23 protein-coding genes, 1 other RNA gene and 1 pseudogene are annotated in these 23,212 nt (G+C 62.0%); 17 read left to right on the forward strand and 8 right to left on the reverse strand.

The genetic code is table 11. The features are described 5' to 3' along the window. Positions 1 to 182: 182 nt before the first annotated feature. The gene (purB, locus tag KFO72_RS32695) at positions 183 to 1,571 is read right to left on the reverse strand and encodes an adenylosuccinate lyase (RefSeq protein ID WP_225033843.1); all 1,389 of its coding nucleotides are present in this window, start codon (positions 1,569 to 1,571) and stop codon (positions 183 to 185) included. A gap of 147 nt (positions 1,572 to 1,718) precedes the next feature. Between purB and KFO72_RS32700 the strand changes: the two genes are divergently transcribed. From KFO72_RS32700 to KFO72_RS32730, 7 genes are all read left to right on the forward strand, one after another. Next, positions 1,719 to 2,675 carry a LysR family transcriptional regulator gene (locus KFO72_RS32700; RefSeq protein WP_054928966.1) on the forward strand — a complete coding sequence of 319 codons (957 nt, stop codon included), beginning with the start codon at positions 1,719 to 1,721 and terminating at the stop codon, positions 2,673 to 2,675. A gap of 174 nt (positions 2,676 to 2,849) precedes the next feature. Next, positions 2,850 to 4,142: a Glu/Leu/Phe/Val family dehydrogenase gene (locus KFO72_RS32705; RefSeq protein ID WP_224100976.1), complete on the forward strand. Its 1,293-nt coding sequence runs from the start codon at positions 2,850 to 2,852 to the stop codon at positions 4,140 to 4,142. 365 nt (positions 4,143 to 4,507) lie between these two features. Next, positions 4,508 to 5,401 carry a glutamate/aspartate ABC transporter substrate-binding protein gene (locus KFO72_RS32710; protein WP_054928964.1) on the forward strand — a complete coding sequence of 298 codons (894 nt, stop codon included), beginning with the start codon at positions 4,508 to 4,510 and terminating at the stop codon, positions 5,399 to 5,401. Between the two features lie 92 nt (positions 5,402 to 5,493). Beyond that, complete coding sequence (locus KFO72_RS32715; protein WP_054928963.1) at positions 5,494 to 6,234, forward strand: amino acid ABC transporter permease; 741 nt, start codon at positions 5,494 to 5,496, stop codon at positions 6,232 to 6,234. Continuing rightward, complete coding sequence (gene gltK, locus KFO72_RS32720; protein ID WP_054928962.1) at positions 6,234 to 6,911, forward strand: glutamate/aspartate ABC transporter permease GltK; 678 nt, start codon at positions 6,234 to 6,236, stop codon at positions 6,909 to 6,911. Before KFO72_RS32715 ends, gltK begins: the two co-directional genes overlap by 1 nt. After that, the gene (locus KFO72_RS32725; protein ID WP_007587434.1) at positions 6,908 to 7,633 is read left to right on the forward strand and encodes an amino acid ABC transporter ATP-binding protein; all 726 of its coding nucleotides are present in this window, start codon (positions 6,908 to 6,910) and stop codon (positions 7,631 to 7,633) included. Before gltK ends, KFO72_RS32725 begins: the two co-directional genes overlap by 4 nt. Positions 7,634 to 7,887: 254 nt before the next feature. Further along, complete coding sequence (locus KFO72_RS32730; RefSeq protein ID WP_060599686.1) at positions 7,888 to 8,394, forward strand: hypothetical protein; 507 nt, start codon at positions 7,888 to 7,890, stop codon at positions 8,392 to 8,394. Between the two features lie 50 nt (positions 8,395 to 8,444). Here the strand turns inward: KFO72_RS32730 and KFO72_RS32735 are convergent, their stop codons facing one another. Next, the gene (locus tag KFO72_RS32735) at positions 8,445 to 9,350 is read right to left on the reverse strand and encodes a class II glutamine amidotransferase (RefSeq protein ID WP_082433721.1); all 906 of its coding nucleotides are present in this window, start codon (positions 9,348 to 9,350) and stop codon (positions 8,445 to 8,447) included. Between the two features lie 192 nt (positions 9,351 to 9,542). Between KFO72_RS32735 and pyrC the strand changes: the two genes are divergently transcribed. The 3 genes and pseudogenes from pyrC to rnpB all read left to right on the forward strand — a co-directional run bounded on the left by pyrC (position 9,543) and on the right by rnpB (position 11,915). Beyond that, on the forward strand, positions 9,543 to 10,607 hold the full coding sequence (pyrC, locus tag KFO72_RS32740; protein WP_054928959.1) for a dihydroorotase: 1,065 nt from the start codon (positions 9,543 to 9,545) through the stop codon (positions 10,605 to 10,607). Positions 10,608 to 10,781: 174 nt separating this feature from the next. Then, positions 10,782 to 11,450 (forward strand): annotated as a pseudogene (locus KFO72_RS32745) (DUF3025 domain-containing protein); the annotation flags it as partial. Between the two features lie 51 nt (positions 11,451 to 11,501). Further along, positions 11,502 to 11,915: RNase P RNA component class A (gene rnpB / locus KFO72_RS32750), an RNA gene on the forward strand. A 70-nt stretch (positions 11,916 to 11,985) separates the two neighbouring features. Here rnpB and KFO72_RS32755 read toward each other — a convergent pair. Beyond that, on the reverse strand, positions 11,986 to 12,408 hold the full coding sequence (locus KFO72_RS32755) for an OsmC family protein (protein ID WP_054928957.1): 423 nt from the start codon (positions 12,406 to 12,408) through the stop codon (positions 11,986 to 11,988). A 602-nt stretch (positions 12,409 to 13,010) separates the two neighbouring features. Here KFO72_RS32755 and rplM point away from each other — a divergent pair. The 3 genes from rplM (at position 13,011) to erpA (ending at position 14,471) form a co-directional block, all read left to right on the forward strand. Beyond that, positions 13,011 to 13,439 carry a 50S ribosomal protein L13 gene (gene rplM, locus KFO72_RS32760; RefSeq protein WP_007587440.1) on the forward strand — a complete coding sequence of 143 codons (429 nt, stop codon included), beginning with the start codon at positions 13,011 to 13,013 and terminating at the stop codon, positions 13,437 to 13,439. A gap of 11 nt (positions 13,440 to 13,450) precedes the next feature. Beyond that, positions 13,451 to 13,843, forward strand: coding sequence for a 30S ribosomal protein S9 (gene rpsI, locus KFO72_RS32765; protein ID WP_042308025.1), 393 nt, complete (start codon positions 13,451 to 13,453; stop codon positions 13,841 to 13,843). A 262-nt stretch (positions 13,844 to 14,105) separates the two neighbouring features. Then, positions 14,106 to 14,471, forward strand: a complete 366-nt coding sequence (gene erpA, locus KFO72_RS32770; RefSeq protein WP_036002677.1) for an iron-sulfur cluster insertion protein ErpA — start codon at positions 14,106 to 14,108, stop codon at positions 14,469 to 14,471. A gap of 80 nt (positions 14,472 to 14,551) precedes the next feature. On the opposite strand, the gene KFO72_RS32775 is transcribed toward erpA, so the two are convergent. After that, positions 14,552 to 15,682, reverse strand: a complete 1,131-nt coding sequence (locus KFO72_RS32775) for an anhydro-N-acetylmuramic acid kinase (protein WP_054928956.1) — start codon at positions 15,680 to 15,682, stop codon at positions 14,552 to 14,554. 246 nt (positions 15,683 to 15,928) lie between these two features. Between KFO72_RS32775 and tyrS the strand changes: the two genes are divergently transcribed. Genes tyrS through KFO72_RS32790 form a run of 3 tightly spaced genes read left to right on the forward strand, consistent with a single transcriptional unit; the run spans position 15,929 to position 18,380 of the window. After that, entirely contained in the window at positions 15,929 to 17,176 is a 1,248-nt protein-coding gene (tyrS, locus tag KFO72_RS32780) for a tyrosine--tRNA ligase (RefSeq protein WP_036002682.1), read from the forward strand. A 46-nt stretch (positions 17,177 to 17,222) separates the two neighbouring features. Continuing rightward, positions 17,223 to 17,681, forward strand: coding sequence for a D-aminoacyl-tRNA deacylase (gene dtd, locus KFO72_RS32785; protein ID WP_054928955.1), 459 nt, complete (start codon positions 17,223 to 17,225; stop codon positions 17,679 to 17,681). Between the two features lie 24 nt (positions 17,682 to 17,705). Then, entirely contained in the window at positions 17,706 to 18,380 is a 675-nt protein-coding gene (locus KFO72_RS32790) for a histidine phosphatase family protein (protein ID WP_054928954.1), read from the forward strand. A 42-nt stretch (positions 18,381 to 18,422) separates the two neighbouring features. Here KFO72_RS32790 and ruvB read toward each other — a convergent pair whose 3' ends face one another. Both ruvB and ruvA read right to left on the reverse strand, forming a co-directional pair. Beyond that, positions 18,423 to 19,487, reverse strand: a complete 1,065-nt coding sequence (ruvB, locus tag KFO72_RS32795; RefSeq protein WP_054928953.1) for a Holliday junction branch migration DNA helicase RuvB — start codon at positions 19,485 to 19,487, stop codon at positions 18,423 to 18,425. A 109-nt stretch (positions 19,488 to 19,596) separates the two neighbouring features. After that, positions 19,597 to 20,178: a Holliday junction branch migration protein RuvA gene (ruvA, locus tag KFO72_RS32800; protein WP_012401931.1), complete on the reverse strand. Its 582-nt coding sequence runs from the start codon at positions 20,176 to 20,178 to the stop codon at positions 19,597 to 19,599. A 162-nt stretch (positions 20,179 to 20,340) separates the two neighbouring features. Here ruvA and KFO72_RS32805 point away from each other — a divergent pair, with 162 nt between their 5' ends. Continuing rightward, positions 20,341 to 20,973: a LysE family translocator gene (locus KFO72_RS32805; RefSeq protein ID WP_054928951.1), complete on the forward strand. Its 633-nt coding sequence runs from the start codon at positions 20,341 to 20,343 to the stop codon at positions 20,971 to 20,973. A 12-nt stretch (positions 20,974 to 20,985) separates the two neighbouring features. On the opposite strand, the gene ruvC is transcribed toward KFO72_RS32805, so the two are convergent. Together ruvC and purH are read right to left on the reverse strand one after the other, a co-directional pair. Next, positions 20,986 to 21,528 carry a crossover junction endodeoxyribonuclease RuvC gene (ruvC, locus tag KFO72_RS32810; RefSeq protein ID WP_054928950.1) on the reverse strand — a complete coding sequence of 181 codons (543 nt, stop codon included), beginning with the start codon at positions 21,526 to 21,528 and terminating at the stop codon, positions 20,986 to 20,988. 117 nt (positions 21,529 to 21,645) lie between these two features. After that, positions 21,646 to 23,211: a bifunctional phosphoribosylaminoimidazolecarboxamide formyltransferase/IMP cyclohydrolase gene (purH, locus tag KFO72_RS32815; protein WP_060599688.1), complete on the reverse strand. Its 1,566-nt coding sequence runs from the start codon at positions 23,209 to 23,211 to the stop codon at positions 21,646 to 21,648. Position 23,212: the final 1 nt, after the last annotated feature.

The raw sequence follows: 23,212 nt of genomic DNA on the forward strand, positions 1-23,212 counted from the left end.
GCTTTCTTTTGCCTACTTTTCTTTGCGGCGGCAAAGAAAAGTAGGTGCCGCCCCGTACAGGGGCGACGCCTGAAGCACGCTAACGAATCGCGGATGCCAGCGCAAGCGCAAAGTAAAGCAAAGCAAACCACATCGAAAGCCTGCGAACAGCAAAACCAAACGCCGCCGCAGGCAATAAACCGTTACTTGATCCGCTTAGCCAACTCAGCAGCCTTACCGACATAAGACCCAGGCGTCATGGCAAGCAGACGCTCCTTAGCATCGGCGGGAATGGCAAGACCATTAATAAAAGTCTGCAACGCATCCCGCGTGATGCCCTTCCCTCGCGTCAACTCCTTCAACTGCTCATACGGATTCTCGATACCATACCGCCGCATAACAGTCTGCACAGGCTCAGCCAGCACTTCCCAGGTCGCATCGAGATCATCGTTCAGCCGCTGCGGGTTCACCTCAAGCTTATCCAACCCACGATTCAGCGCGTCATAAGCCAGCAACGCATACCCAAACGCAACACCAATATTGCGCAGCACCGTCGAATCGGTCAGATCCCGCTGCCAACGCGAAACCGGCAGCTTATCTGCCAGATGCCGCAGCGTGGCATTCGCCAGCCCGAGGTTCCCTTCCGAGTTTTCGAAATCGATCGGATTGACCTTGTGCGGCATCGTCGACGAGCCGATTTCACCCGCCTTCGTCCTCTGCTTGAAATAGCCAAGCGAGATATAACCCCACACATCGCGGTCGAGGTCGAGCAGGATCGTGTTCGCACGCGCCACGGCATCGAACAGTTCAGCCATGTAATCGTGCGGCTCGATCTGGATTGTGTACGGGTTGAACGTCAGGTTCAGACGCTGTTCGACGACTTCCTTCGAAAACGCTTCCCAGTCGAACTCCGGATACGCAGACAGATGCGCATTGAAGTTGCCGACCGCGCCGTTCATCTTGCCGAGCAGTTCGACCTTCGCGATCCGGTCGATCGCACGCGACAGACGCGCGGCAACGTTCGCCATTTCCTTGCCGAGCGTGGTCGGGCTGGCGGGCTGGCCGTGCGTGCGCGAGAGCATCGGCTGATCGGCCTGCGCATGCGCCAGCGCGACGAGGCGTTGATGCACGGCGCGCAGCGCCGGCAGGATCACGTGTTCGCGCGCGCCGGCGAGCATCAGGCCGTGCGACGTGTTGTTGATGTCTTCCGACGTGCACGCGAAGTGGATGAACTCGCTCGCGCGTTCTAGTTCCGGCTGACCCTTCACCGATTCCTTCAGCCAGTACTCGACAGCCTTCACGTCGTGATTCGTCACGCGCTCGATGTCCTTGATGCGCGCGGCGTCATGCGCGGTGAAGCGTTCGACGAGTTGCAGCAGGAATCGCTCCGACGCTTCCGAGAAGCGCGGCACTTCCGCGAAACCGGCATGCGACAACGCGATCAGCCAGTGAATTTCCACCTTCACGCGATGGCGCATGAACGCGGCTTCCGAAAGCCAGTCGCGCAGGGCTTCGGTTTTCGATGCGTAACGGCCGTCGAGCGGGGACAGGGCGGTCAGCGCGAAGAGAGTGTCGGGGCGGGTGTCGGACATGATGGGAGGGGCAGAAACCGTGAAGAGTCGGTGACAGATACAAGCGGGGAGAACCGCGAATTTTACCACTTTAGGACATCAGCCCCGGCGCACGGCCCGGCGCCGCTAGAATGCAGGCTTTCCGTTACTGGTGGAGCGCTGGTCCGTATGGAACTGAAATGGCTCGAAGACTTCGTGTCGCTGGCGGAAACGCGCAGTTTCAGCCGCTCGGCGGAATTGCGGCACGTCACGCAGCCCGCGTTTTCGCGGCGCATCCAGGCCCTTGAAGCGTGGCTCGGCACGGAATTGATCGACCGTTCGGTTTACCCGACGCGCCTCACGGCAGCGGGCCAGGTCTTCTACGAGCAGGCGCTCGCGATGCTGTCGCAGTTCCACGAGGCGCGCACGCTGTTGCGCGGCCATACGGCGACGCCCGCCGCGACGATCGAATTCGCGGTGCCGCATACGCTGTCGCTCACGTACTTCCCGCGCTGGCTGCAGCGCATCGAGGCGCAGCTCGGCCCGATCCATACGCGGCTGCGCGCGCTGAACGTGCACGACGCGGTGTTGTCACTGGTCGAAGGCGGTTGCGATCTGGTGATGGGCTATCACCATCCGAGCCACCCGGTCGCGCTCGACCCCGCGCGCTACGACATGCTGACGCTCGGCATCGAAGCGATCAGCCCGTTTTCCGCGCCCGGCAAGGGCGGCCGACCGCGCTACACGTTGCCCGGCACGTCGGACGCGCCGACGCCGTATCTCTCGTACACGCCGAATGCCTATCTGGGGCGCATGACAGAGGTGATCTTTGCGACGGCGCCCGGCCGCCTCTACCTCGATCGCGTGTATGAAACGGACATGGCCGAAGGACTGAAGGCGATGGCGCTCGCCGGACACGGCGTCGCGTTCCTGCCGCACAGCGCCGTCGAAGACGCCGTCGCCGATGGCCGTCTGATCCGGCTCGACCGCGCGTCGCGCGGCGTCGCGCAAGGTCAGCTCACCCTGACGATGGAAATCCGCCTCTACCGCGACAAACTCGCCGCGCAGACCGACGACGCGCGCCAGCAACTCGTGCGCGCGTTGTGGGACGTCGTGAGTACGGAACTCGCGCAAGCGTCGAAGTAGTCGCCGGCGAACAAGAGTGCATTGCAGGACGCGCAAATAACGGCTTTGCGACACGCATTTGCGCTTTCCCCAGCGTTATGCAAGAAAAACATAATGGGATGACCAAACGGCATTGGACCCCTTCAGCGCTTTTTTTCGACAATGGCGTCACCCGATAAAAACGCTGGAGCGTTCATGTCTACCGCGGCAAATCTGCAGTCCATCCCGTCCTACCTTCATGCCGACGATCTCGGCCCCTGGGGCAACTACCTCCGTCAGGTCGATCGCGTCGCGCCGTATCTCGGCCCGTTGTCGCGCTGGCTGGAAACGCTCAAGCGGCCGAAGCGCATTCTCGTCGTCGACGTGCCCATCGAACTCGATAACGGCACCGTCGCGCACTTCGAAGGCTATCGCGTGCAGCACAACGTGTCGCGCGGTCCGGGCAAGGGCGGCGTGCGTTATCACCAGGACGTGACGTTGTCGGAAGTGATGGCGCTGTCGGCATGGATGTCGGTGAAGAACGCGGCCGTGAACGTGCCGTACGGCGGTGCGAAGGGCGGTATCCGCGTCGATCCGCGCAAGCTCTCGCGTGGTGAGCTGGAGCGCATGACGCGCCGCTACACCAGCGAAATCGGCATCATCATCGGACCGAACACCGACATCCCCGCGCCGGACGTGAACACCAATGAGCAGATCATGGCGTGGATGATGGACACGTACTCGATGAACCAGGGCCAAACGGCCACGGGTGTCGTGACGGGCAAGCCGATCACGCTCGGCGGCTCCCTCGGCCGTCGTGAAGCGACAGGCCGCGGCGTGTTCGTCGTCGGTTGCGAAGCGGCGCGGCGCATCGGCATGGATATCGAAGGCGCGCGCATCGCCGTGCAGGGCTTCGGCAACGTCGGCGGCATCGCGGCGCGTCTGTATCAGGAAGCAGGCGCGAAGGTCGTCGCCGTGCAGGATCACACGGGCACGCTGTACAAGGCATCGGGCATCGACGCCGTTGCGCTGCTCGAGCACGTCGCGAAGCACGGCGGCGTAGGCGGTTACGCCGAAGCCGACACGATCGCGAACGAAGACTTCTGGACGGTCGAATCGGACATCCTGATCCCGGCTGCGCTGGAAAACCAGATCACCGACAAGAACGCGGGCAAAATTCGTACGAAGATCGTCGTGGAAGGCGCGAACGGTCCGACCACAACGGCCGCCGACGACATCCTGCACGACAAGGGCATCCTCGTGATCCCCGACGTCGTCGCGAATGCGGGCGGGGTGACGGTGTCGTACTTCGAATGGGTGCAGGATTTCTCGAGCTTCTTCTGGACGGAAGACGAGATCAACGAGCGCCTCGAACGCGTGATGCGCGAAGCGTTCGCGGCCGTGTGGCAGGTGGCGAGCGAGCAGAAGGTGTCGGTGCGCACGGCGGCGTTCATCGTTGCTTGCAAACGCATCCTTCAGGCGCGCGAAATGCGCGGTCTGTATCCCTGATACAGCGCGGCCGTCGGGCAGTACACGGCCGCAGACATGACGGACCTGGCGCCCGGCCGGCAGGCGGGCGCCACGCAACAACGCTTCACGAGCGCGAATCGACGGACTCGCGCAAAATACCGGGCGGACGGCATCTTCGGGTGCCGTCCGCTTTTGTGCAGTTGAAGTTGCACCCGAACCGGCAAAAACGACGCATCCGATCACGTTTGCATCGCTCCGGTGAAGGCGCTGTAAGCCAATACTGGCGCCGCACCGCGCAAATTGGTGGCTTTATGCAACACTGCGCGCGGAACATGGTTAACAACCATACTTTCAGAATAATTACTGAGATACACTGGCGCCGGTTCTTGCCAAGGAGATCACAAATGAAGGTTAAAAAAGCTGCGCTGCTTCTCGCGACTCTGGGATTGTTCACGGTAGGCGCGCAAGCGCAGGACGCCGGCACGCTGAAGAAGATCAAGGACACGGGCGTTATTTCGCTGGGCCACCGCGAATCGTCGATTCCGTTTTCGTACTACGACGACAAGCAGAACGTGGTCGGCTACTCGCAGGAATTCGCGCTGAAGGTCGTGGATGCCGTCAAGCAGAAGCTGAACATGCCGGACCTGAAGGTCAAGCTGACGCCGATCACGTCGCAAAACCGTATTCCGCTGGTGCAGAACGGCACCGTCGACCTCGAATGCGGCTCGACCACGAACAATGCTGAACGTCAGCAACAGGTCGCGTTCTCGAACACCATTTTCGTGATCGGCACGCGCCTGATGACGAAGAAAGATTCCGGCGTCAAGGACTGGGCGGACCTGAAGGGCAAGACCGTCGTCACGACGGCTGGCACCACGTCCGAGCGCCTGCTTCGCAAGATGAACCAGGACAAGAACATGGGCATGAACATCATCAGCGCGAAGGACCACGGCGAGTCGTTCCTGACGCTGTCGACGGGCCGCGCTGCCGCGTTCATGATGGACGACGCACTGCTCGCCGGCGAGCGCGCCAAGTCGAACACGCCGAACGATTTCATCATCGTCGGCGCGCCGCAATCGCATGAAGCTTACGGCTGCATGCTGCGCAAGAACGATCCGGAGTTCAAGAAGGTCGTCGACGACGCGATCGCCAAGGTCGAAACGTCGGGCGAAGCGGACAAGATCTACAAGAAGTGGTTCGAATCGCCGATCCCGCCGAAGGGCCTCAACCTGGCCTTCCCGGAAAGCGACGATATCAAGGCGCTGTACAAGGCGCCGAACGACAAGGCAATCGACTAACCCTCGAACAACCGTTAGCTGAACAGTCAACGTGTTGAACAGAACGGAAGGGGCAAGCGCTTCTTCCGTTTCTTTTTGTTGGAGTCTTCGTCATGTCATACCACTGGAACTGGGGCATTCTGCTGAGTCCGGTTTCCACCGGCGAGCCGACCACCTATCTCGGCTGGCTGCTGTCCGGTCTCTGGGTGACGGTCACCGTTTCGCTGTGCGCGTGGGTGATCGCGCTGATCGTCGGGTCGTTCTTCGGCGTGCTGCGCACGGTCCAGAACCCGCGCCTCGCGGCGATCGGCACCGTCTACGTCGCCATCTTCCGTAACATTCCGCTGATCGTTCAGTTCTTCATCTGGTATCTGGTGATACCCGAGCTGCTGCCCGTTTCGATCGGTACATGGTTCAAGCAGCTGCCGCCTGGCGCGCAGTTCTTCTCGTCGTCGATCATCTGTCTCGGGCTGTTCACCGCCGCGCGTGTGTGCGAGCAGGTCCGCTCGGGCATCAACGCGCTGCCGCGCGGCCAGCGCGGCGCGGGCTTTGCGCTCGGCTTCACGCAATGGCAGACGTATCGTTACGTGCTCTTGCCCGTCGCGTACCGGATCATCGTGCCGCCGCTCACGTCGGAGTTCCTGAACATCTTCAAGAACTCTGCCGTTGCATCGACCATCGGTCTGCTGGATCTGTCCGCTCAGGCGCGCCAGCTCGTCGACTACACGGCGCAGACCTATGAGTCGTTCATCGCCGTCACGGTCGCGTACCTGCTCATCAACCTGATCGTGATGACGCTGATGCGCATCGTCGAAGCCAAGAGCCGGTTGCCTGGCTATATCGGAGGCAAGTGATGCATCATTTCGACTGGAGCGGTATTCCGGGCGCACTGCCGACGCTGTGGACGGGCGCCGTCGTCACGTTCAAGATCACGATTCTCGCGATCGTGGTCGGCATCGTGTGGGGCACGGTGCTCGCGATCATGCGGCTGTCGTCGTTCAAGCCGTTCGAGTGGTTCGCGAAGATCTACGTGACGCTTTTCCGCTCGATCCCCCTCGTGATGGTTCTGCTGTGGTTCTTCCTGATCGTGCCGCAGTTGCTGCAGAACGTGCTGGGCCTTTCCGCCGACATCGACATCCGGCTCGCGTCGGCGATGGTCGCGTTCTCGCTGTTCGAAGCTGCGTACTACTCGGAAATCATCCGCGCGGGCATTCAGGCGGTGCCGCGCGGCCAGGTGAACGCATCGTACGCGCTCGGCATGAGCTACGCGCAGGCGATGCGCCTCGTCGTGCTGCCGCAGGCGTTCCGCGCGATGGTGCCGCTGTTGCTCACGCAAGCCATCGTGCTGTTTCAGGATACGTCGCTCGTCTACGTGATCAGCCTCGCCGACTTCTTCCGCACGGCCACGAATATTGGCGACCGTGACGGCACGAACGTCGAAATGGTACTGTTCGCGGGTGCGTGTTACTTCGTGGTCTGCGTGGTCGCGTCGAGCCTCGTCAAAAGTCTTCAGAAAAAGGTCGCAAGATGATCTCTATCAAGAATGTGTCGAAGTGGTACGGTCAGTTCCAGGTGCTGACCGACTGCACGACGGAAGTGAAAAAGGGCGAAGTGGTCGTCGTGTGCGGCCCGTCGGGTTCGGGTAAATCGACGCTGATCAAGACAGTCAACGGGCTCGAGCCGTTTCAGAAAGGCGAAATCGTGATCAACGGCCAGTCGCTCACCGACAAGAAGACAAACCTGTCGAAGCTGCGTTCGAAGGTCGGCATGGTGTTTCAGCACTTCGAGTTGTTCCCGCATCTGTCGATCACCGAAAACCTGACGCTCGCGCAGATCAAGGTGCTCGGCCGCTCGAAGGACGAAGCGACTGCGAAGGGCCTCAAGCTGCTCGATCGCGTCGGCTTGCGCGCGCATGCGGACAAGTATCCGGGGCAGTTGTCGGGCGGTCAGCAGCAGCGTGTGGCGATTGCGCGGGCGCTGTCGATGGACCCGATCGCAATGCTGTTCGACGAACCCACTTCCGCGCTCGATCCTGAAATGATCAACGAAGTGCTCGACGTGATGGTTGAACTTGCGCAGGAAGGCATGACCATGATGTGCGTGACGCACGAAATGGGTTTCGCGAAGAAGGTCGCGCATCGCGTGATTTTCATGGACAAAGGCCTCATCGTCGAAGACGACCGCAAGGAAGACTTTTTCGCGAATCCGAAATCGGATCGCGCGAAGGATTTCCTCGCAAAGATCCTGCATTAAAAGCAGGCTGCAGAAGCAAAAAAGCCGCTCCATCAGGGCGGCTTTTTTTTATCTCTCTTTTTATTTATTCTTTCGTGCGGCTTTCGAAAAATAGAACGATATATAAAATTAGGAGTATTGCTTATTAAGGATGCGTGTTAATCGGAATCGTCTCATGTAACTTGTGGTGGCATGCGCATAAGCTTCCCGGCGAAACGTGATGAGGTGAGCGGGGTGCGTCGCCTCATTCGTTTTCGATCGACAAGAGACAATCCATGAAAGTGTTTTTGATGAGCGACCTGGTCGTTCACGAGTTAGTGTCAATGCAGCTGGAAGGCAAGTGGCTGACCGCTGCGCAGTTCGCGGAGTCGGCGCAGATGTGGATTTCTCGTCATGGGCAAAAAAATCAGTTATCCAGAAGAATGCTCGAGGTCTTTCAACACGAGGCGGAGCAAATCGCCGGGCGTCTGATGAACGACGCGATAGCTGACGGATCGGATTCGCGTTTGAAAGCTCTCCTGCTGGCTATTCCTGCCGTCAACTACGCAGATCCGCTGAGTGCGAGCGCACTTGCCGCAAGCCTCGAGGTCTGTCGCAGGAAACTGTGCGATTGCTGTTCTCATCGCCTTGAACCCGGCAATCCACAGAAAGTGCACGAAACGGAACGCTGGCGTTGTCATCCCGCGCTGCGCCAGTTCTTGTGTGGAAGCGCTGCGGCGCACGAGACAGAAGGCGGCGTCAGCGCGGGTGAAGACGGTCTTGCAGCGAGCGCACGCCAGTAGCGACACCGCCCGCGAGCGACGGGACTAGCGCGAAGGCGGCTATCGGGCGATCAGGATTCGTACGCGGCGGCGTCGTCGGATTCGAGATCGAGAACGGACGCGACGGGCAGCATGCTCGCAGAAGCGCTGCGATCACAGGCGGGATTGCGCGCCTTCTCCAGCACGGCCGGCGGCACGGGCACGTTGGCGCGCGCGATCACTTCGCCGTGCTGGAACATCAGTAGATCGCCCGGCTCGAAAGCGGTCCATATTTCGTTGTCGGTCAACGGCTGCGTGGCGATCACGGCGACGCGGTCTTCGGGGGTCGTGTACTTGGCGAAATCGATCGATACGTCCGCGTCGACCAGATGCGCGGTCGAAAACGGCCAGCTGCGCACGAGGTAATGAAGATGCGTCGAGCAGTGCGCAAACAACGCCTGGCCATTCGACATCAGAAAATTGAACACGCCGAACTGGGTGATTTCGCGGGTCAACGTTTCCAGCGCGGCGAACAGTTCGTTCAGCGGCGGCTGCGAACCAGGAAACGCCTTGCGCAACCCTTGCAGCAGCGCGCAGAACGCCAGCTCGCTATCGGTGCTGCCGACGGGCTGATACACGCCCGACAGCACCGGGCTGTAATTCTGCAGATCGCCGTTGTGCGCGAAGATCCAGTGGCGTCCCCACAACTCCCGCATGAACGGATGGCAGTTTTCGAGCACGATGTGCCCTTGCGTCGCCTTGCGGATATGCGCGATCGTGTTCTTCGACTTGATCGGGTAGCGCTTGACCATCTCGGCGATGGGCGAGGTGGCCGACGACTGATGATCGATGAACAGGCGACAGGCCTTGTCTTCGAAGAAGGCGATGCCCCAGCCGTCGGAGTGGTGGTCGGTGACGCCGCCGCGCGCCGCGAAGCCGGTGAACGAGAACGTGACGTCCGTGGGCGCGGCGCAATTCATTCCGAGTAGTTGGCACATGATGCGGAAGACAAGCCTTTCTAACGGGGTATGAGCCCACATGGGCCGACCCGTTACAATGATGATTTTCCAAGCATATCACCGAGCCAGAAACGGCAAAAAGCAAAATTGACGGGTGTTTTGGCTGCATTTGTGGATTAGCCTCGTCAGTTATGCAATCTGCCGCTTGCTCGACGCTCGTGAGTCCCCGCCATGACCGCATCTACCGCTGCTTCCGTCGATACCCTCACGCTCGCCCGTCCCGATGACTGGCATCTGCACGTCCGCGACGGCGCGATGCTTGCCGCCGTCCTGCCGCACACCGCGCGCCAGTTCGGCCGCGCGATCATCATGCCGAACCTGAAACCGCCCGTCACGACGACCGAGATGGCGCGCGCCTACCGCGAGCGGATCGTCGCGGCGATCCCGGCCGGCGTGAAGTTCGAGCCGCTGATGACGCTGTATCTGACCGACAACACGCCGCCCGAAGAGATCCGCCGCGCCCGCGAAAGCGGTTTCGTGCATGGCGTGAAGCTGTATCCGGCGGGCGCGACGACGAATTCGGACGCAGGCGTCAGCGACATCCGCAAATGCGCGAAAACGCTCGAGATGATGCAGGAAACGGGCATGCCGTTGCTCATTCACGGCGAAGTGACGGATTCCTCGATCGATCTTTTCGATCGCGAGAAAGTGTTCATCGACCGCGTGATGACGCCGCTGCGCCGCGATTTCCCGGCGCTGAAGGTCGTGTTCGAGCACATCACCACCAAGGACGCCGCCGATTATGTCCGTGACGCGGGCGCGCCGCCCGAACTGCTGGGCGCGACGATCACTGCGCATCATCTGCTGTACAACCGCAACGCGATTTTCCAGGGCGGCATCCGTCCGCATTATTACTGCTTGCCTGTGTTGAAGCGCGAGACGCACCGTGTGGCGCTCGTCGAGGCGGCCACGTCGGGCAATCCACGCTTTTTCCTCGGCACGGACAGTGCGCCGCATCCGAAGGGCCTGAAGGAACATGCGTGCGGCTGCGCGGGCTGCTATACAGCGCTGCACGCACTCGAGCTGTACGCCGAAGCGTTCGACAAGGCGGGCGCGCTCGACAAGCTCGAAGGCTTCGCGAGCTTCCATGGCGCCGATTTCTACCGCCTGCCGCGCAGCGAGGAGAAGGTCACGCTGCGCCGGGAAGAATGGACGCTGCCTGCCGAAGTCGCGGCAGGCGATACGCCCGTCGTGCCGTTGCGCGGCGGCGAGACGATCGGCTGGAAGCTCGTTTGAGCGCTTGCTGAGCGAATGTCGCGCAATATCGGCACCGCGGGCGGCGTGTTGAAACGCGCTGCAACGGGCTTCGCGGATATCGACTGGTCGATGCCGTGGTTCGCGCAGGTCGCGACGCGCGGCGTGCGCTGGCAGCAGGCTGCGCTGCGCAGTGCGGCGGATCAGTTGCGCGAGATGAACGCGGATGCCGCGTCCGCCGTCGTCACAACGGGACGCGGAAAGCGGCTCGCCTTTATCCCGCAGGACGCATTGCCGCCCGGCACCGCGTACGAAGCGCATATTGCCGCATCAGGCTGCGTGCCGACACGCCACAATCTGCATGATTTCTTCAACGCGCTGATGTGGTTTCAGTTTCCGCTTATCAAGGCGGCGCTGAGCGCGCGCGGGTCGGCGGCTGTCGATGTTCTCGGCATCGGCCCGACGCGCGGCGGCACGCGCGACGCACTCACACTGTTCGACGAGAACGCCGTGCTGTTCGCATGTGCGGACGCGTCGGTATCGGCCGCACTGCGCTCGTTCGACTGGAAAACGCTGTTCGTCGACCGGCGAGCGGCGTGGGGCGAGCGCTGCGAGGTGCGCTGCTTCGGGCACGCGCTGCTGGAAAAACTCGTTACGCCCTATAAGGCGTGTACCGCACACGCGTGGATCGTCGAGGTGCCGTCTGCCTATTTCTCATGGCCCCGTATTTCGCGCGACGCGTTTCTGGACGAAACCATCGCCCGCACGCTGCTCGATACGCCGAGCTTCAGCGCCCGGATGTTCGCGCCGCTGCCCGTGCTGGGCATTCCCGACTGGTGGGCAGCGAACGACGCGCCGTCTTTCTACGACGATGCCTCCGTGTTTCGCAGCGGGCGGCGGTCTCGGGGAACGCCAGATGTTAAAATGTCCATCAGCAAAGCAGGCCAGGCAGTCGCGGCCTCGGCGGTTTCGGCCGGCGAGGGCGAGGAAAGTCCGGACTCCACAGGGCAGGGTGATGGCTAACGGCCATCCGTGGTGACACGCGGAACAGGGCAACAGAAAGCAAACCGCCGATGGCCCGGCGCAAGCCGGGATCAGGTAAGGGTGAAACGGTGCGGTAAGAGCGCACCGCGGCTGCTGCGAGGCAGACCGGCACGGTAACCTCCACCCGGAGCAATTCCAAGTAGGCTGGCTAGCATCTTCGAGATGCAGGGCGGGGCCCCCGTCACGTCAGCGGGTAGGAAGCTTGAGCGCGTCAGCAATGGCGCGCCTAGAGGAATGACTGCCACGCGTGGCGCGCTTTCGGGCGCGTTGCGTGCACAAAATCCGGCTTATCGGCCTGCTTTGCCGCTCAAATGACAAATGCCGGCGTCCCAATGGGACGCCGGCATTTTTTGCATTCGCTTCGCGTCAGGCGGCGTTAGCCCGCAACGATATCGAACGAATGCGTGAGCTCGGCCGTTTTCGCGATCATGATCGACGCCGAGCAATATTTGTCGTGCGACAGATTGATCGCGCGTTCCACCGTCGACGGATTCAGGTTCTTGCCCGTCACCGTGAAATGGAAATGGACCTTCGTGAATACCTTCGGGTCCTCGCTCGCGCGCTCGGCTTTCAGCGTCACCGAGCAGCCGCTGATTTCCTGACGGCTCTTTTTCAGGATCATCACGACGTCGTACGCCGTGCAGCCGCCCGTGCCCAGCAGCACCATTTCCATCGGACGCGGCGCCAGATTGCGGCCGCCGCCTTCAGGCGCGCCGTCCATCGCGACGAGGTGGCCGCTGCCCGTTTCGGCGGCGAACGCCATGCCATCCTGACCCATCCAGCTGACTTTGCATTCCATTCCTGTACTCCGCTCACAAGCTTGAATTCGAGATGCGCATTGTAGCCCGACGGATGATGGCTCGCCCGGGGCGACACCGGCGGCCGGTTATGCGGATTGTGCCTCGTGTGCTGCGCTGCGGCATGTTCCGCGCATAAGGGATAGCACGGACGATTTTAGGTGCGAACCTCTAGGGCGACTCCAGTGGTTGTCCTGTCCACGCACGCTAAGCCATTGTTCTCGAAAGAGTTAGCCGGGATCGAGGAAGCGGCAAGATGCTTTTCGTATAATGAAATTAGATTTCACATTGCAAATGTTCTTGCGTTGCACAAGCAGCAGCCATATAATCAGTTTATTGGTTGTCGCAGTTCGACAATCTCCGCATGTCTCCTCCACCCTCCTCCAAAGGTGGATTAAGCCCGAACCGCTAGTTCGGGCTTTTTTTCGTCCTCAGCTTTCCGTTGTTCGGGCGCTTTGACTACTAGGCGCAAATTCCTTTATAATTCAGGGCTTTTCCGCAGTCGCGCCCGCGGAGGAAGAACCAGGGAGAGCCTGCACGCGCCTCGAAGCGCACATACAAGCAGGAAAAAACACAGGGCGCAGCACTATTTTTTGGATCGATCATGAAGACGTTTTCCGCAAAAGCCCATGAGGTTACGCGCGAATGGTACGTGATTGACGCGACGGATAAGGTTCTCGGGCGTGTCGCCAGCGAAGTGGCACACCGTCTTCGCGGCAAGCACAAGCCTGAATTCACTCCGCACGTCGACACCGGTGATTTCATCATCGTTATCAACGCCGGCAAGCTGAAGGTCACGGGTAACAAGACCACGGACAAGAAGTACTATCGCCACTCGGGCTACCCGGGCGGTATCTATGAGACGACGTTCGGCAAGATGCAAGAACGCTTCCCGGGCCGCGCGCTCGAGAAAGCGGTCAAAGGCATGCTGCCGAAGGGCCCGCTCGGCTACGCGATGATCAAGAAGCTGAAGGTCTACGCCGAAGCAACGCATCCGCATTCGGCACAACAGCCGAAGGCGCTCGAGATCTAAGGGGAGCCCACATGATCGGTAACTGGAATTACGGTACGGGCCGCCGCAAGAGCGCCGTTGCTCGTGTCTTCATCAAGGCAGGCAAGGGCGAGATCGTCGTCAACGGCAAGCCCATCGCCGACTACTTCTCGCGCGAAACGTCGCTGATGATCGTGCGTCAGCCGCTGGAACTCACGAACCACGCTGCCACGTTCGACATCAAGGTCAACGTGACGGGCGGCGGTGAAACGGGTCAAGCCGGTGCAGTTCGCCACGGCATCACCCGCGCGCTGATGGACTACGACGCAACGCTGAAGCCGGCACTGTCGAACGCAGGCTTCGTGACGCGTGACGCGCGTGAAGTCGAGCGTAAGAAGGTCGGTTTCCACAAGGCACGTCGCCGCAAGCAGTTCTCGAAGCGTTAATCGTTTCGGGCTGGCTCTGTTTCAGGCAGGGCTTGCTGCAGAAAGCCGCCAACGCATCTGCGAAGGCGGCTTTTTTATTTGTCGTGCTGCATTGTCGATCCGTATGTGGACATCGCTGACAGGTGTACGAGGACATCGTAGACACCTTTCGTGGCGGCAGGAGTCAGCCGGTCTGCATAAGAACCTATTGATTTCATGGGCTTCAGCACGATATCGGGAACAGCAATACAATAGCGTGTAGAAGCTATTTTGGAGAGTTCGCATGGACGCAGTGACCGACACCCCCGTGACCGAGATGCCGGCACCGTTCGTCTTTACCGACGCAGCGGCTGGCAAGGTCAAGGAACTGATCGAAGAAGAAGGCAACCCTGAGCTGAAACTGCGCGTGTTCGTGCAGGGTGGCGGCTGCTCGGGCTTCCAGTACGGCTTCACGTTCGACGAAGCCATCAATGAAGACGACACGGTGATGAACAAAAGCGGCGTCCAGCTGCTGATCGATTCGATGAGCTACCAGTATCTGGTTGGCGCAGAGATCGACTACAAGGACGACATCAACGGCGCACAGTTCGTCATCAAGAACCCGAATGCTACGACCACCTGCGGTTGCGGCTCGTCGTTCTCGGTGTAAGCGCCGCTTTTTCGCGTAAGTTGCAGCAAGAACGGGGCTTCGGCCCCGTTTTTATTTCCACGCGAAGCTCGCATGCCGTATTAGCGCGGATAAATCGCGCCAAGCACGCGCTCGTCCGCCGCGCCCGTCACCGAGGGCAAATTCCCCGGTTCGCGTGCAACGCAACGCATGGCCAGCCACGCAAACGCCAGCGGTTCCACCTGATGCGGCGGCACGCCGAGCGCTTCCGTCGTCATGACGGGCACGCCGCTGCAGCCGCTTTCGGCGAGGGCGCCCTGCAGTGCTTTCATGATCTCCGGGTTGCGTGCGCCGCCGCCGCACACGTAAACCGCCTTGCAATCGGGCGCATGGCGCTCGACCTCGCGCGCGACGGTGACGGCTGTCAGCGCGACCAACGTCGCCTGGACGTCGGCGGGGCTGAGGTTGGTGAATTCCTGCAACCGGGCGTCGAGCCATTCAGGGTTGAACAGGTCGCGGCCCGTGCTCTTCGGCGGCTGCGCCTCGAAAAACGGCTCATCGAGCAAAGCGTTCAGCAACGGACGATGCACCTGGCCCGACGCCGCAAACTGGCCGTTCTCGTCGAATGGCCTGTTCAGATGCCTGTGCGCCCATTCGTCGAGCAGCGCATTAGCGGGACCGCAATCGAAGCCGCGCACCGCGCCGTTCGCCGAGAGGATCGTGATGTTACTGATTCCGCCGAGATTGCAGACCACGCGCGTCTCGTTCTTCGCGCCGAAAACGGTCGCATGGAAGGCCGGCACGAGGGGCGCGCCCTGGCCGCCCGCCGCGACGTCGCGGCTGCGGAAATCGGCGATCACGTCGATGTGCATCATTTCGGCCAGCAGCGCCGGATTGTTGATCTGCTTCGTGTAGCCCTTTTCCGGCCGATGCCGCACCGTTTGCCCGTGCACGCCGATCGCGCGGACGTCCGCGGCCGACAGGTTGCCCGAGCGCAACAACTCATGGCAGCACACCGTATAGCGCGCGGCCAGCGCGTTCGCCGCGAGCGCCTCTCGCTCGATTTCGTTGTCGCCTGGTTGCTGGAGGGCGAATAGCGCGTCGCGCAGACCCTCGGAGAAGCCCACGAACGCCTGCGACCGCACGACGGGCGCCTTGCCTTTCGCAAATTCGACCGCGATGCCGTCCACGCCGTCCATGCTCGTACCTGACATCAACCCGAAATACACGCCGTCTGCCGTGTCTTTGGCCACGCTTCGCTCCTCTGATCGTCGTTCGTCGCGCCTTGCGATGCTTTTGGCGCCTCGTTGACGACGATTGTCGCTCATCGGCACGCCGCGAAACAATGGACGAAACGAGCGGCGGGAGCGCGCACGATGGCCCGCAATCGCCGTGCGCGTCCTACGCGGCTGCGAGTTGGCGCGCGTTTCACGTGAGATCAGGGCGCAATGCGCCTCAACTATGGGACAATCTCTCTTTTTGCGATCTCCCGTTCCAGCATGAGCACCGAGTCCACCGCCAAGCCCAATTCCGCGTACCCGATCACCGACGAAGTCCGCCACGCGCTCGAAGTCACGAAGCGTGGCGTCGACGAACTGCTGATCGAAGAGGAGTTCGCGCAAAAGCTCGCGAAGAGCGCAGCCACGGGCACGCCGCTGCGCATCAAGCTCGGTCTCGATCCGACGGCGCCCGACATCCACATCGGCCACACCGTCGTGCTGAACAAGATGCGCCAGTTGCAGGATCTCGGCCACACGGTGATCTTCCTGATCGGCGATTTCACGTCGCTGATCGGCGACCCGTCCGGCCGCAACGCAACGCGTCCGCCGCTCACGCGCGAGCAGATCGAATCGAATGCGAAGACGTATTTCGAGCAGGCCGCGCTGGTGCTCGACCGCGAGAAGACGGAAATCCGCTACAACAGCGAATGGTCGATGCCGCTTGGCGCCGACGGCATGATCAAGCTCGCGTCCCGCTACACCGTCGCGCGCATTCTGGAGCGAGAAGACTTCACGAAGCGTTTCCAGGGCGGCGTGCCCATTTCGATCCACGAATTCCTGTATCCGCTGATGCAGGGCTACGACTCCGTCGCGCTGAACGCCGATCTCGAACTCGGCGGCACGGACCAGAAGTTCAATCTGCTGGTCGGCCGCGAACTGCAAAAGCAGTACGGCCAGGAACAGCAGTGCATTCTGACGATGCCGCTGCTCGAAGGGCTGGATGGCGTCGAGAAAATGTCGAAGTCAAAGGGCAACTACGTCGGCATCAGCGAGAAGCCGAATGACATGTTCGGCAAGTTGATGAGCATCTCCGACGTGCTGATGTGGCGCTACTTCGAACTGCTGTCCTTCCGTCCGATGGCCGAGATCGAGGGCTTTAAGCGTGAAATCGAAGGCGGCCGCAATCCGCGCGATTTCAAGGTGATGCTCGCGCAGGAAATCGTCGCGCGCTTCCACTCGCAGCCCGACGCCGAGCGCGCGCTGGAAGACTTCAACCACCGGGCGAAGGGCGGCGTGCCGGACGATATCCCGTCTGTGACGCTCGCGGGCGCGCCGCTCGCAATCGGACAACTGCTGAAGCAGGCAGGTCTCGTGCCGTCGACGAGCGAAGCGCTGCGCAACATCGAGCAGGGCGGCGTGAAAATCGACGGCGCGACTGTGTCGGACAAGGGCCTGAAGATCGAAGCCGGCGAGTTCGTCGTGCAGGTCGGCAAGCGCCGTTTTGCGCGTGTCACGCTGACGGCATGATGTTCGCCTGCGAGCGTTTGCAAGCGACGCGGCCGAAGGGCGCCGCATGATCGCGCTGATTCAACGCGTGCGGCGCGCGGAAGTGCGCGTCGCCGACCGTGTGACAGGCGCGATCGACGCGGGGCTGCTCGCGCTGGTCTGCGCCGAGCGCGGCGACACCGATGCCGCCGCCGACAAGCTGCTCGCCAAAATGCTCGGCTACCGCGTGTTCAGCGACGCCGCGGGCAAGATGAATCTTCCTGTGCAGAATATCGACGGCGCGGGGCGCGCGGGCGGCTTGCTGCTCGTCTCGCAGTTCACCCTGGCCGCCGATACCAACAGCGGCCTGCGCCCGAGCTTCACGCCCGCCGCACCGCCCGACGAAGGCAAGCGCCTGTTCGACTACTTCGTGGCCGCCGCGCGCACGAAGCATCCCATCGTCGAAACGGGCGAATTCGGCGCGGACATGCAGGTCTCGCTTGTCAACGACGGCCCGGTAACGTTCTGGTTGCAGACGCGCGCATAACCGTTGTTTTCCCGCTCCGAACCCATGGCAACACAAGTCCTCTTCATCCGACACGGCGAGACCGACTGGAACCGCATCAAGCGGATTCAAGGACACATCGATATTCCGCTCGCGACCAGCGGCGTCGGCCAGGCGCGACGTCTCGCCGAACGCTTCGCGCGCGAGGCGAGAGAAGGCGCACGGCTCGATGCGATCTATTCGAGTGACCTCATGCGCGCGCAGCAAACGGCGCAACCGTTTGCCGACGTGCTCGGGCTGCCGCTGAACCTCAGCAAGGGCTTGCGCGAGCGCAACTACGGCGCGTTCCAGGGGCACGACAGCGACGAAATCTCGCTGCGCTTCCCCGACGAATACGTGCAGTGGCAGACGCGCGATCCGGGCTTTTCGCCGCCCGAGGGCGAATCGCAACGCGTGTTCTATCACCGCGTGCTGCATGCCGTCGAACCCGTCGTCGCCGCGCATCCGAACGGACGAATCGCCGTCGTTGCGCATGGCGGTGTGCTGGACTGCGTGTATCGCTTTGCGAATGGTTTGCCGCTGGATGCGCCGCGCAACTACGCGTTGCTGAACACGAGCGTGAATGTCGTCGAATTCGAAGACGGACGCGCGAAGGTCGTGTCATGGGCCGATGTCGCGCATCTCGACGGTCACGCGGAAGACGACAGCTTCAAGAAAAAAACGCCCGAAGCCGGGCGTTGAGTCTGATGACGCGGCAGCGCCGCGTTCCCCTCCAGGCGCTGCTCAGCTCGGCTCCGAATCCCACAGATTGCGCACGGGGCTCGCTGTGTCCGGTGCGGCCAGGCCGAAGTGCCGATACGTCATCAGTGTGGCGACACGTCCGCGTGGCGTGCGCTGCAAGAAGCCCTGCTGGATCAGATAGGGTTCGAGCACGTCTTCGATGGTGTCGCGCTCTTCACCGATCGCTGCCGCCAGATTGTCGACGCCGACGGGTCCGCCATCGAACTTGTGGAGGATCGCTTCGAGCAGCTTGCGGTCCATGAGATCGAAACCGACGGGATCGACGTCGAGCATTTTCAGCGCGGCATCCGCGACCTGCGCGGTGATATTGCCATCCGCCTTCACTTCGGCGAAGTCACGCACGCGGCGCAGCAGCCGGTTCGCGATACGCGGCGTGCCGCGCGAGCGCCTGGCGATTTCCAGTGCGCCGTCAGGATGAATCTGAGCGCCCAGCAGCGACGCCGAGCGGCTCACGATACGCGCCAGTTCTTCGGCGTTATAAAACTCCAGCCGCGCGACGATGCCGAAGCGGTCGCGCAACGGGTTGGTCAGCATACCCGCGCGTGTGGTCGCGCCGACCAGCGTGAACGGCTGCAGATCGAGCTTCACGCTGCGCGCGGCCGGACCTTCGCCGATCATGATGTCGATCTGATAGTCCTCCAGCGCCGGGTACAGGATTTCCTCGACGACGGGCGACAGCCGGTGAATCTCGTCGATGAAGAGCACGTCGTTGGCTTCGAGATTGGTCAGCAGCGCAGCGAGATCGCCCGCGCGTTCGAGCACGGGGCCAGACGTTTGCCGCATGTTGACGCCCATCTCGCGCGCGATGATATGCGCGAGCGTGGTCTTGCCGAGACCGGGCGGCCCGAACAGCAGCACGTGATCAAGTGATTCGGAGCGGCGTTTGGCCGCTTCGATAAAGATTTCCAGCTGGCCGCGCACCTTTTCCTGGCCGACATATTCGTCGAGCTGGCGCGGGCGCAACGCGCGCTCGAACGCTTCTTCGTTCGGCGACACGGGCGTGGCGGCGATGATGCGTTCGGCGGCGAGTTTGTCGTGTTCGATCATGCGGGCATTGTACCGCGCACGGCCCGCTCGAATACCTGGCCGGATGGCCAGGGTGCGCGTACGACGGCCGCGTGCGAAGCTTCATGCACGCCGCTCGTCGAAAGCGCGGTCAGGCCTTCGACAGCGCCTTCAGCGCGAGCTTGATGCCTTCGGAAACGCCCGTTCCCGCCGGCACGTTCTTGATGGCAGCCAGGCCTTCTTTTTCGGAGTATCCCAATGCCAGCAACGCATTCAGGATGTCGGACGCGTGATCGGACTGCGACGCCGCGCCCGCCATCGCGCCAAGATCGGCGCCGAGCTTGCCCTTCAGTTCGAGCAGGAGCCGCTCCGCCGTCTTCTTGCCGATGCCCGGCACGCGCGTAAGGCGCGCGGCGTCCTGCATCGTCACCGTCTGTGACAGTTCCTGCACGCTCATGCCGGACAGCACGGCAAGCGCCATGCGCGCGCCGATGCCCGTGATCTTTAACAACTCGCGAAACGTCGAACGCTCTTGCGGCGTCAGAAAGCCGTACAGCAGATGGGCGTCCTCGCGCACGATCATCTGCGTGAGGAGCACGACTTTCTCGCCGGTGCCGGGCAGGTTGTAGAAGGTGCTCATCGGCACATCGACTTCATAGCCGACGCCGTTGCAATCGATCAGAAGGTGAGGCGGATTCTTTTCCAGCAGGACGCCGGCGATGCGACCGATCATGGCGGGTTCTATCGAGAGAGAAAGCGCGAGTGTAGCGCAGCGTAGCGGGCTTTCGTGCGCCGCTTCTGACGAGGCAGGGGAGCGGCCGATTGACCCAGCCGCCTCTGGTTCTTAAACTGAGATCCCTTTTGGACGTGCGTAACAAACCAAAAGGGGTCTTCGATGCTCAGTCTCACCACGCTCGCGCTGTTCTCAGGCGCGTGTCTCGCGCTTACCGCCACGCCCGGTCCCGATATGTTGCTGATTGCCTCACGCAGCGTGAGTCAGGGACGGGCCGCGGGTTTTGCGTCGCTCGCCGGGATTCTGGTCGGCACGTATTGCCATGCGCTTGCCGCCGCGTTCGGCCTGTCACAGCTCTTTCTCGCCGCCCCGATGGCCTACGACGTCGTGCGCTTCACGGGCGCGGCCTATCTGCTCTTTCTCGCGTGGAAGACGTTTCGCTCGGAGGGCACCATGCTGGCGCCCGATGCGTCGATGCGCCGTTATCCCGTCGGCAGAATTTTCAGGCAAGGGTTGTTCACGAACCTGCTCAATCCAAAGGTCGCGCTGTTCGTGCTCGCATTGTTCCCGCAGTTCGTGAAACCCGAGGCGGGCTCCGTCGCCGTGCAGATCATGCTGCTTGCCACCGTCCTCAATGTGATCGGCTTCTTCGTGAATGGCAGCGTGATTCTGCTTGCCAGCCGGCTGAGCCGGAAACTGACCGGCGGCAAGCGCCCTTCGCGCTGGCCGCAGTATTTGCTCGGCTCGGTGTTCGCAGGGCTGGCATGCCGGCTGGCACTGGCGGGGCAACGCTGACGCTAAGGGCGTCTAGCCGATCAGCCGCCCGCGCCGTACCCGCAAGCCTTTCTTCGCGAGCGCCGGCGCGATGCCGCCCAGTGTGCTCAACGTGCCGCCGCCGTGCGCGTGGCAGATCGCCATGCCGAGCGCATCGGCGGCGTCGGTGGAAGGGATGCCCGACAGGCACAACAGCCGCACGACCATCTGCTGCATCTGTTCCTTGGTCGCGCGTCCGTAGCCGACCACGGCCTGCTTCAACTGCAACGCGGTGTACTCGGCAACCGGTACGCCGCCCGCGACCAGCCCGCAAATCGCGGCGCCGCGCGCCTGGCCCAGCAGCAGCGTCGATTGCGGATTGACGTTCACGAACACCTTTTCGATTGCGGACTGGTCCGGCGCATGTTGGCGGATCAGCGTGGAGATGCCCTCGAAAATGGTGCCCAGGCGTGTCGGCAGATCGGCATCGGCGGTCTTGATGACGCCGCTCGTCACGTAAGTCAGCTGGTGGCCGGACTGATCGATCACGCCGAAACCGGTGACGCGCAAGCCTGGGTCGATGCCGAGAATTCTCATAGGTGCCGTGCTTATTCAGTGCCTGCGATACTACAACGGCACAACGTCAAACGCGAAATGCAAAACGGCCCGGCAGTCGCAACCGCCGGGCCGTTTCAGAAGAAGCAGGTCAGCCGATCAGTGGCGGAAGTGGCGCACGCCCGTCACGACCATCGCGATGTTGTGCTCGTCGGCGGCGGCGATTACTTCGTCGTCGCGCATCGAGCCGCCCGGCTGGATCACGCAGGTCGCGCCCGCGTTGACGACCACGTCGAGACCGTCGCGGAACGGGAAGAACGCGTCCGACGCCACAGCCGTGCCCGACAGCGTCAGGCCCGCGTTCTGCGCCTTGATGCTCGCGATGCGCGCCGAATCCACGCGGCTCATCTGGCCCGCGCCGACGCCCATCGTCATGCCGTTCGCGCAGAATACGATCGCGTTCGACTTCACGAACTTCGCGACGCGCCATGCGAACAGCAGGTCGTCCATTTCCTTCGGCGTCGGATGGCGCTTCGTGACGACGCGCAGCTCGTGCGGCTGCACGTTCTTCGCATCGAGCGATTGCACCAGCAGACCGCCGCCCACGCGCTTCAGATCGAATGCGTTATGGCCATCGCCCAGTGCGATTTCGAGCAGACGCACGTTCTGCTTGGCCGCGAACACCTGCTTGGCCGCGTCGCTGAACGACGGCGCGATCAGCACTTCGACGAACTGCTTCGCAACAGCCTGCGCCGCCGTCTCATCCACTTCGCGGTTGAATGCGATGATGCCGCCGAATGCCGAGGTCGGGTCAGTCTGGAACGCCTTCGAATACGCTTCGTGCGGGTTCGCGCCGACGGCCACGCCGCACGGGTTTGCGTGCTTGATGATGACGCATGCAGGCGCGTCGAACGTCTTCACGCATTCCCATGCCGCGTCCGAATCGGCGATGTTGTTGTACGACAGTTCCTTGCCCTGCAACTGGCGATAGTTCGCGAGCGCGCCGGCCGGCACCGCGATGTCGCGATAGAACGCAGCGCTCTGATGCGGGTTCTCGCCGTAGCGCAGGTCCTGCACCTTGTCGAACGCCATGTTCAACGTGGCCGGGTAGGTGTTGCGATCGCGGTGCTGCAGTTCTTCCGTGAGGCTCGTCAGGTAGTTCGTGATCGCGCCGTCGTACTGCGCGGTGTGCGCGAACACCTTGGTCGCCAGGCGGAAGTTGGTCTTGTAGCCGACCGTGTTGCCGTTCGCGCGCATTTCTTCGAGCACGGCCGCGTAGTCAGCCGGGTCGACCACGACGGTCACGTCGCGATGATTCTTCGCTGCCGAACGCAGCATGGTCGGGCCACCGATATCGATGTTCTCGATCGCGTCTTCCAGCGAGCATTCTTCCTTCGAGATCGTCTGCACGAACGGGTACAGGTTCACGACGAGCAGGTCGATGGTCGGGATGTCGTGCTTTTCGAGCGCCGCCATATGCTCGGGCAGATCGCGGCGGGCGAGGATGCCGCCGTGTACCTTCGGGTGCAGCGTCTTCACGCGCCCATCCAGCATTTCCGGAAAGCCCGTGTAGTCGGCCACTTCGGTAACGGGAAGGCCGGCGTCCGCGAGAAGTTTCGCGGTGCCGCCCGTCGACAGGATCTTGACGCCGAGGTCGGACAGCGATTTCGCGAAATCGACGATGCCGGACTTGTCGGAAACGGAGATGAGCGCTTGCTTGATCATG

Origin of the sequence: Paraburkholderia sp. XV (assembly GCF_020177535.1) — a bacterium.
Classification (GTDB): Bacteria; Pseudomonadota; Gammaproteobacteria; order Burkholderiales; family Burkholderiaceae; genus Paraburkholderia; species Paraburkholderia caribensis.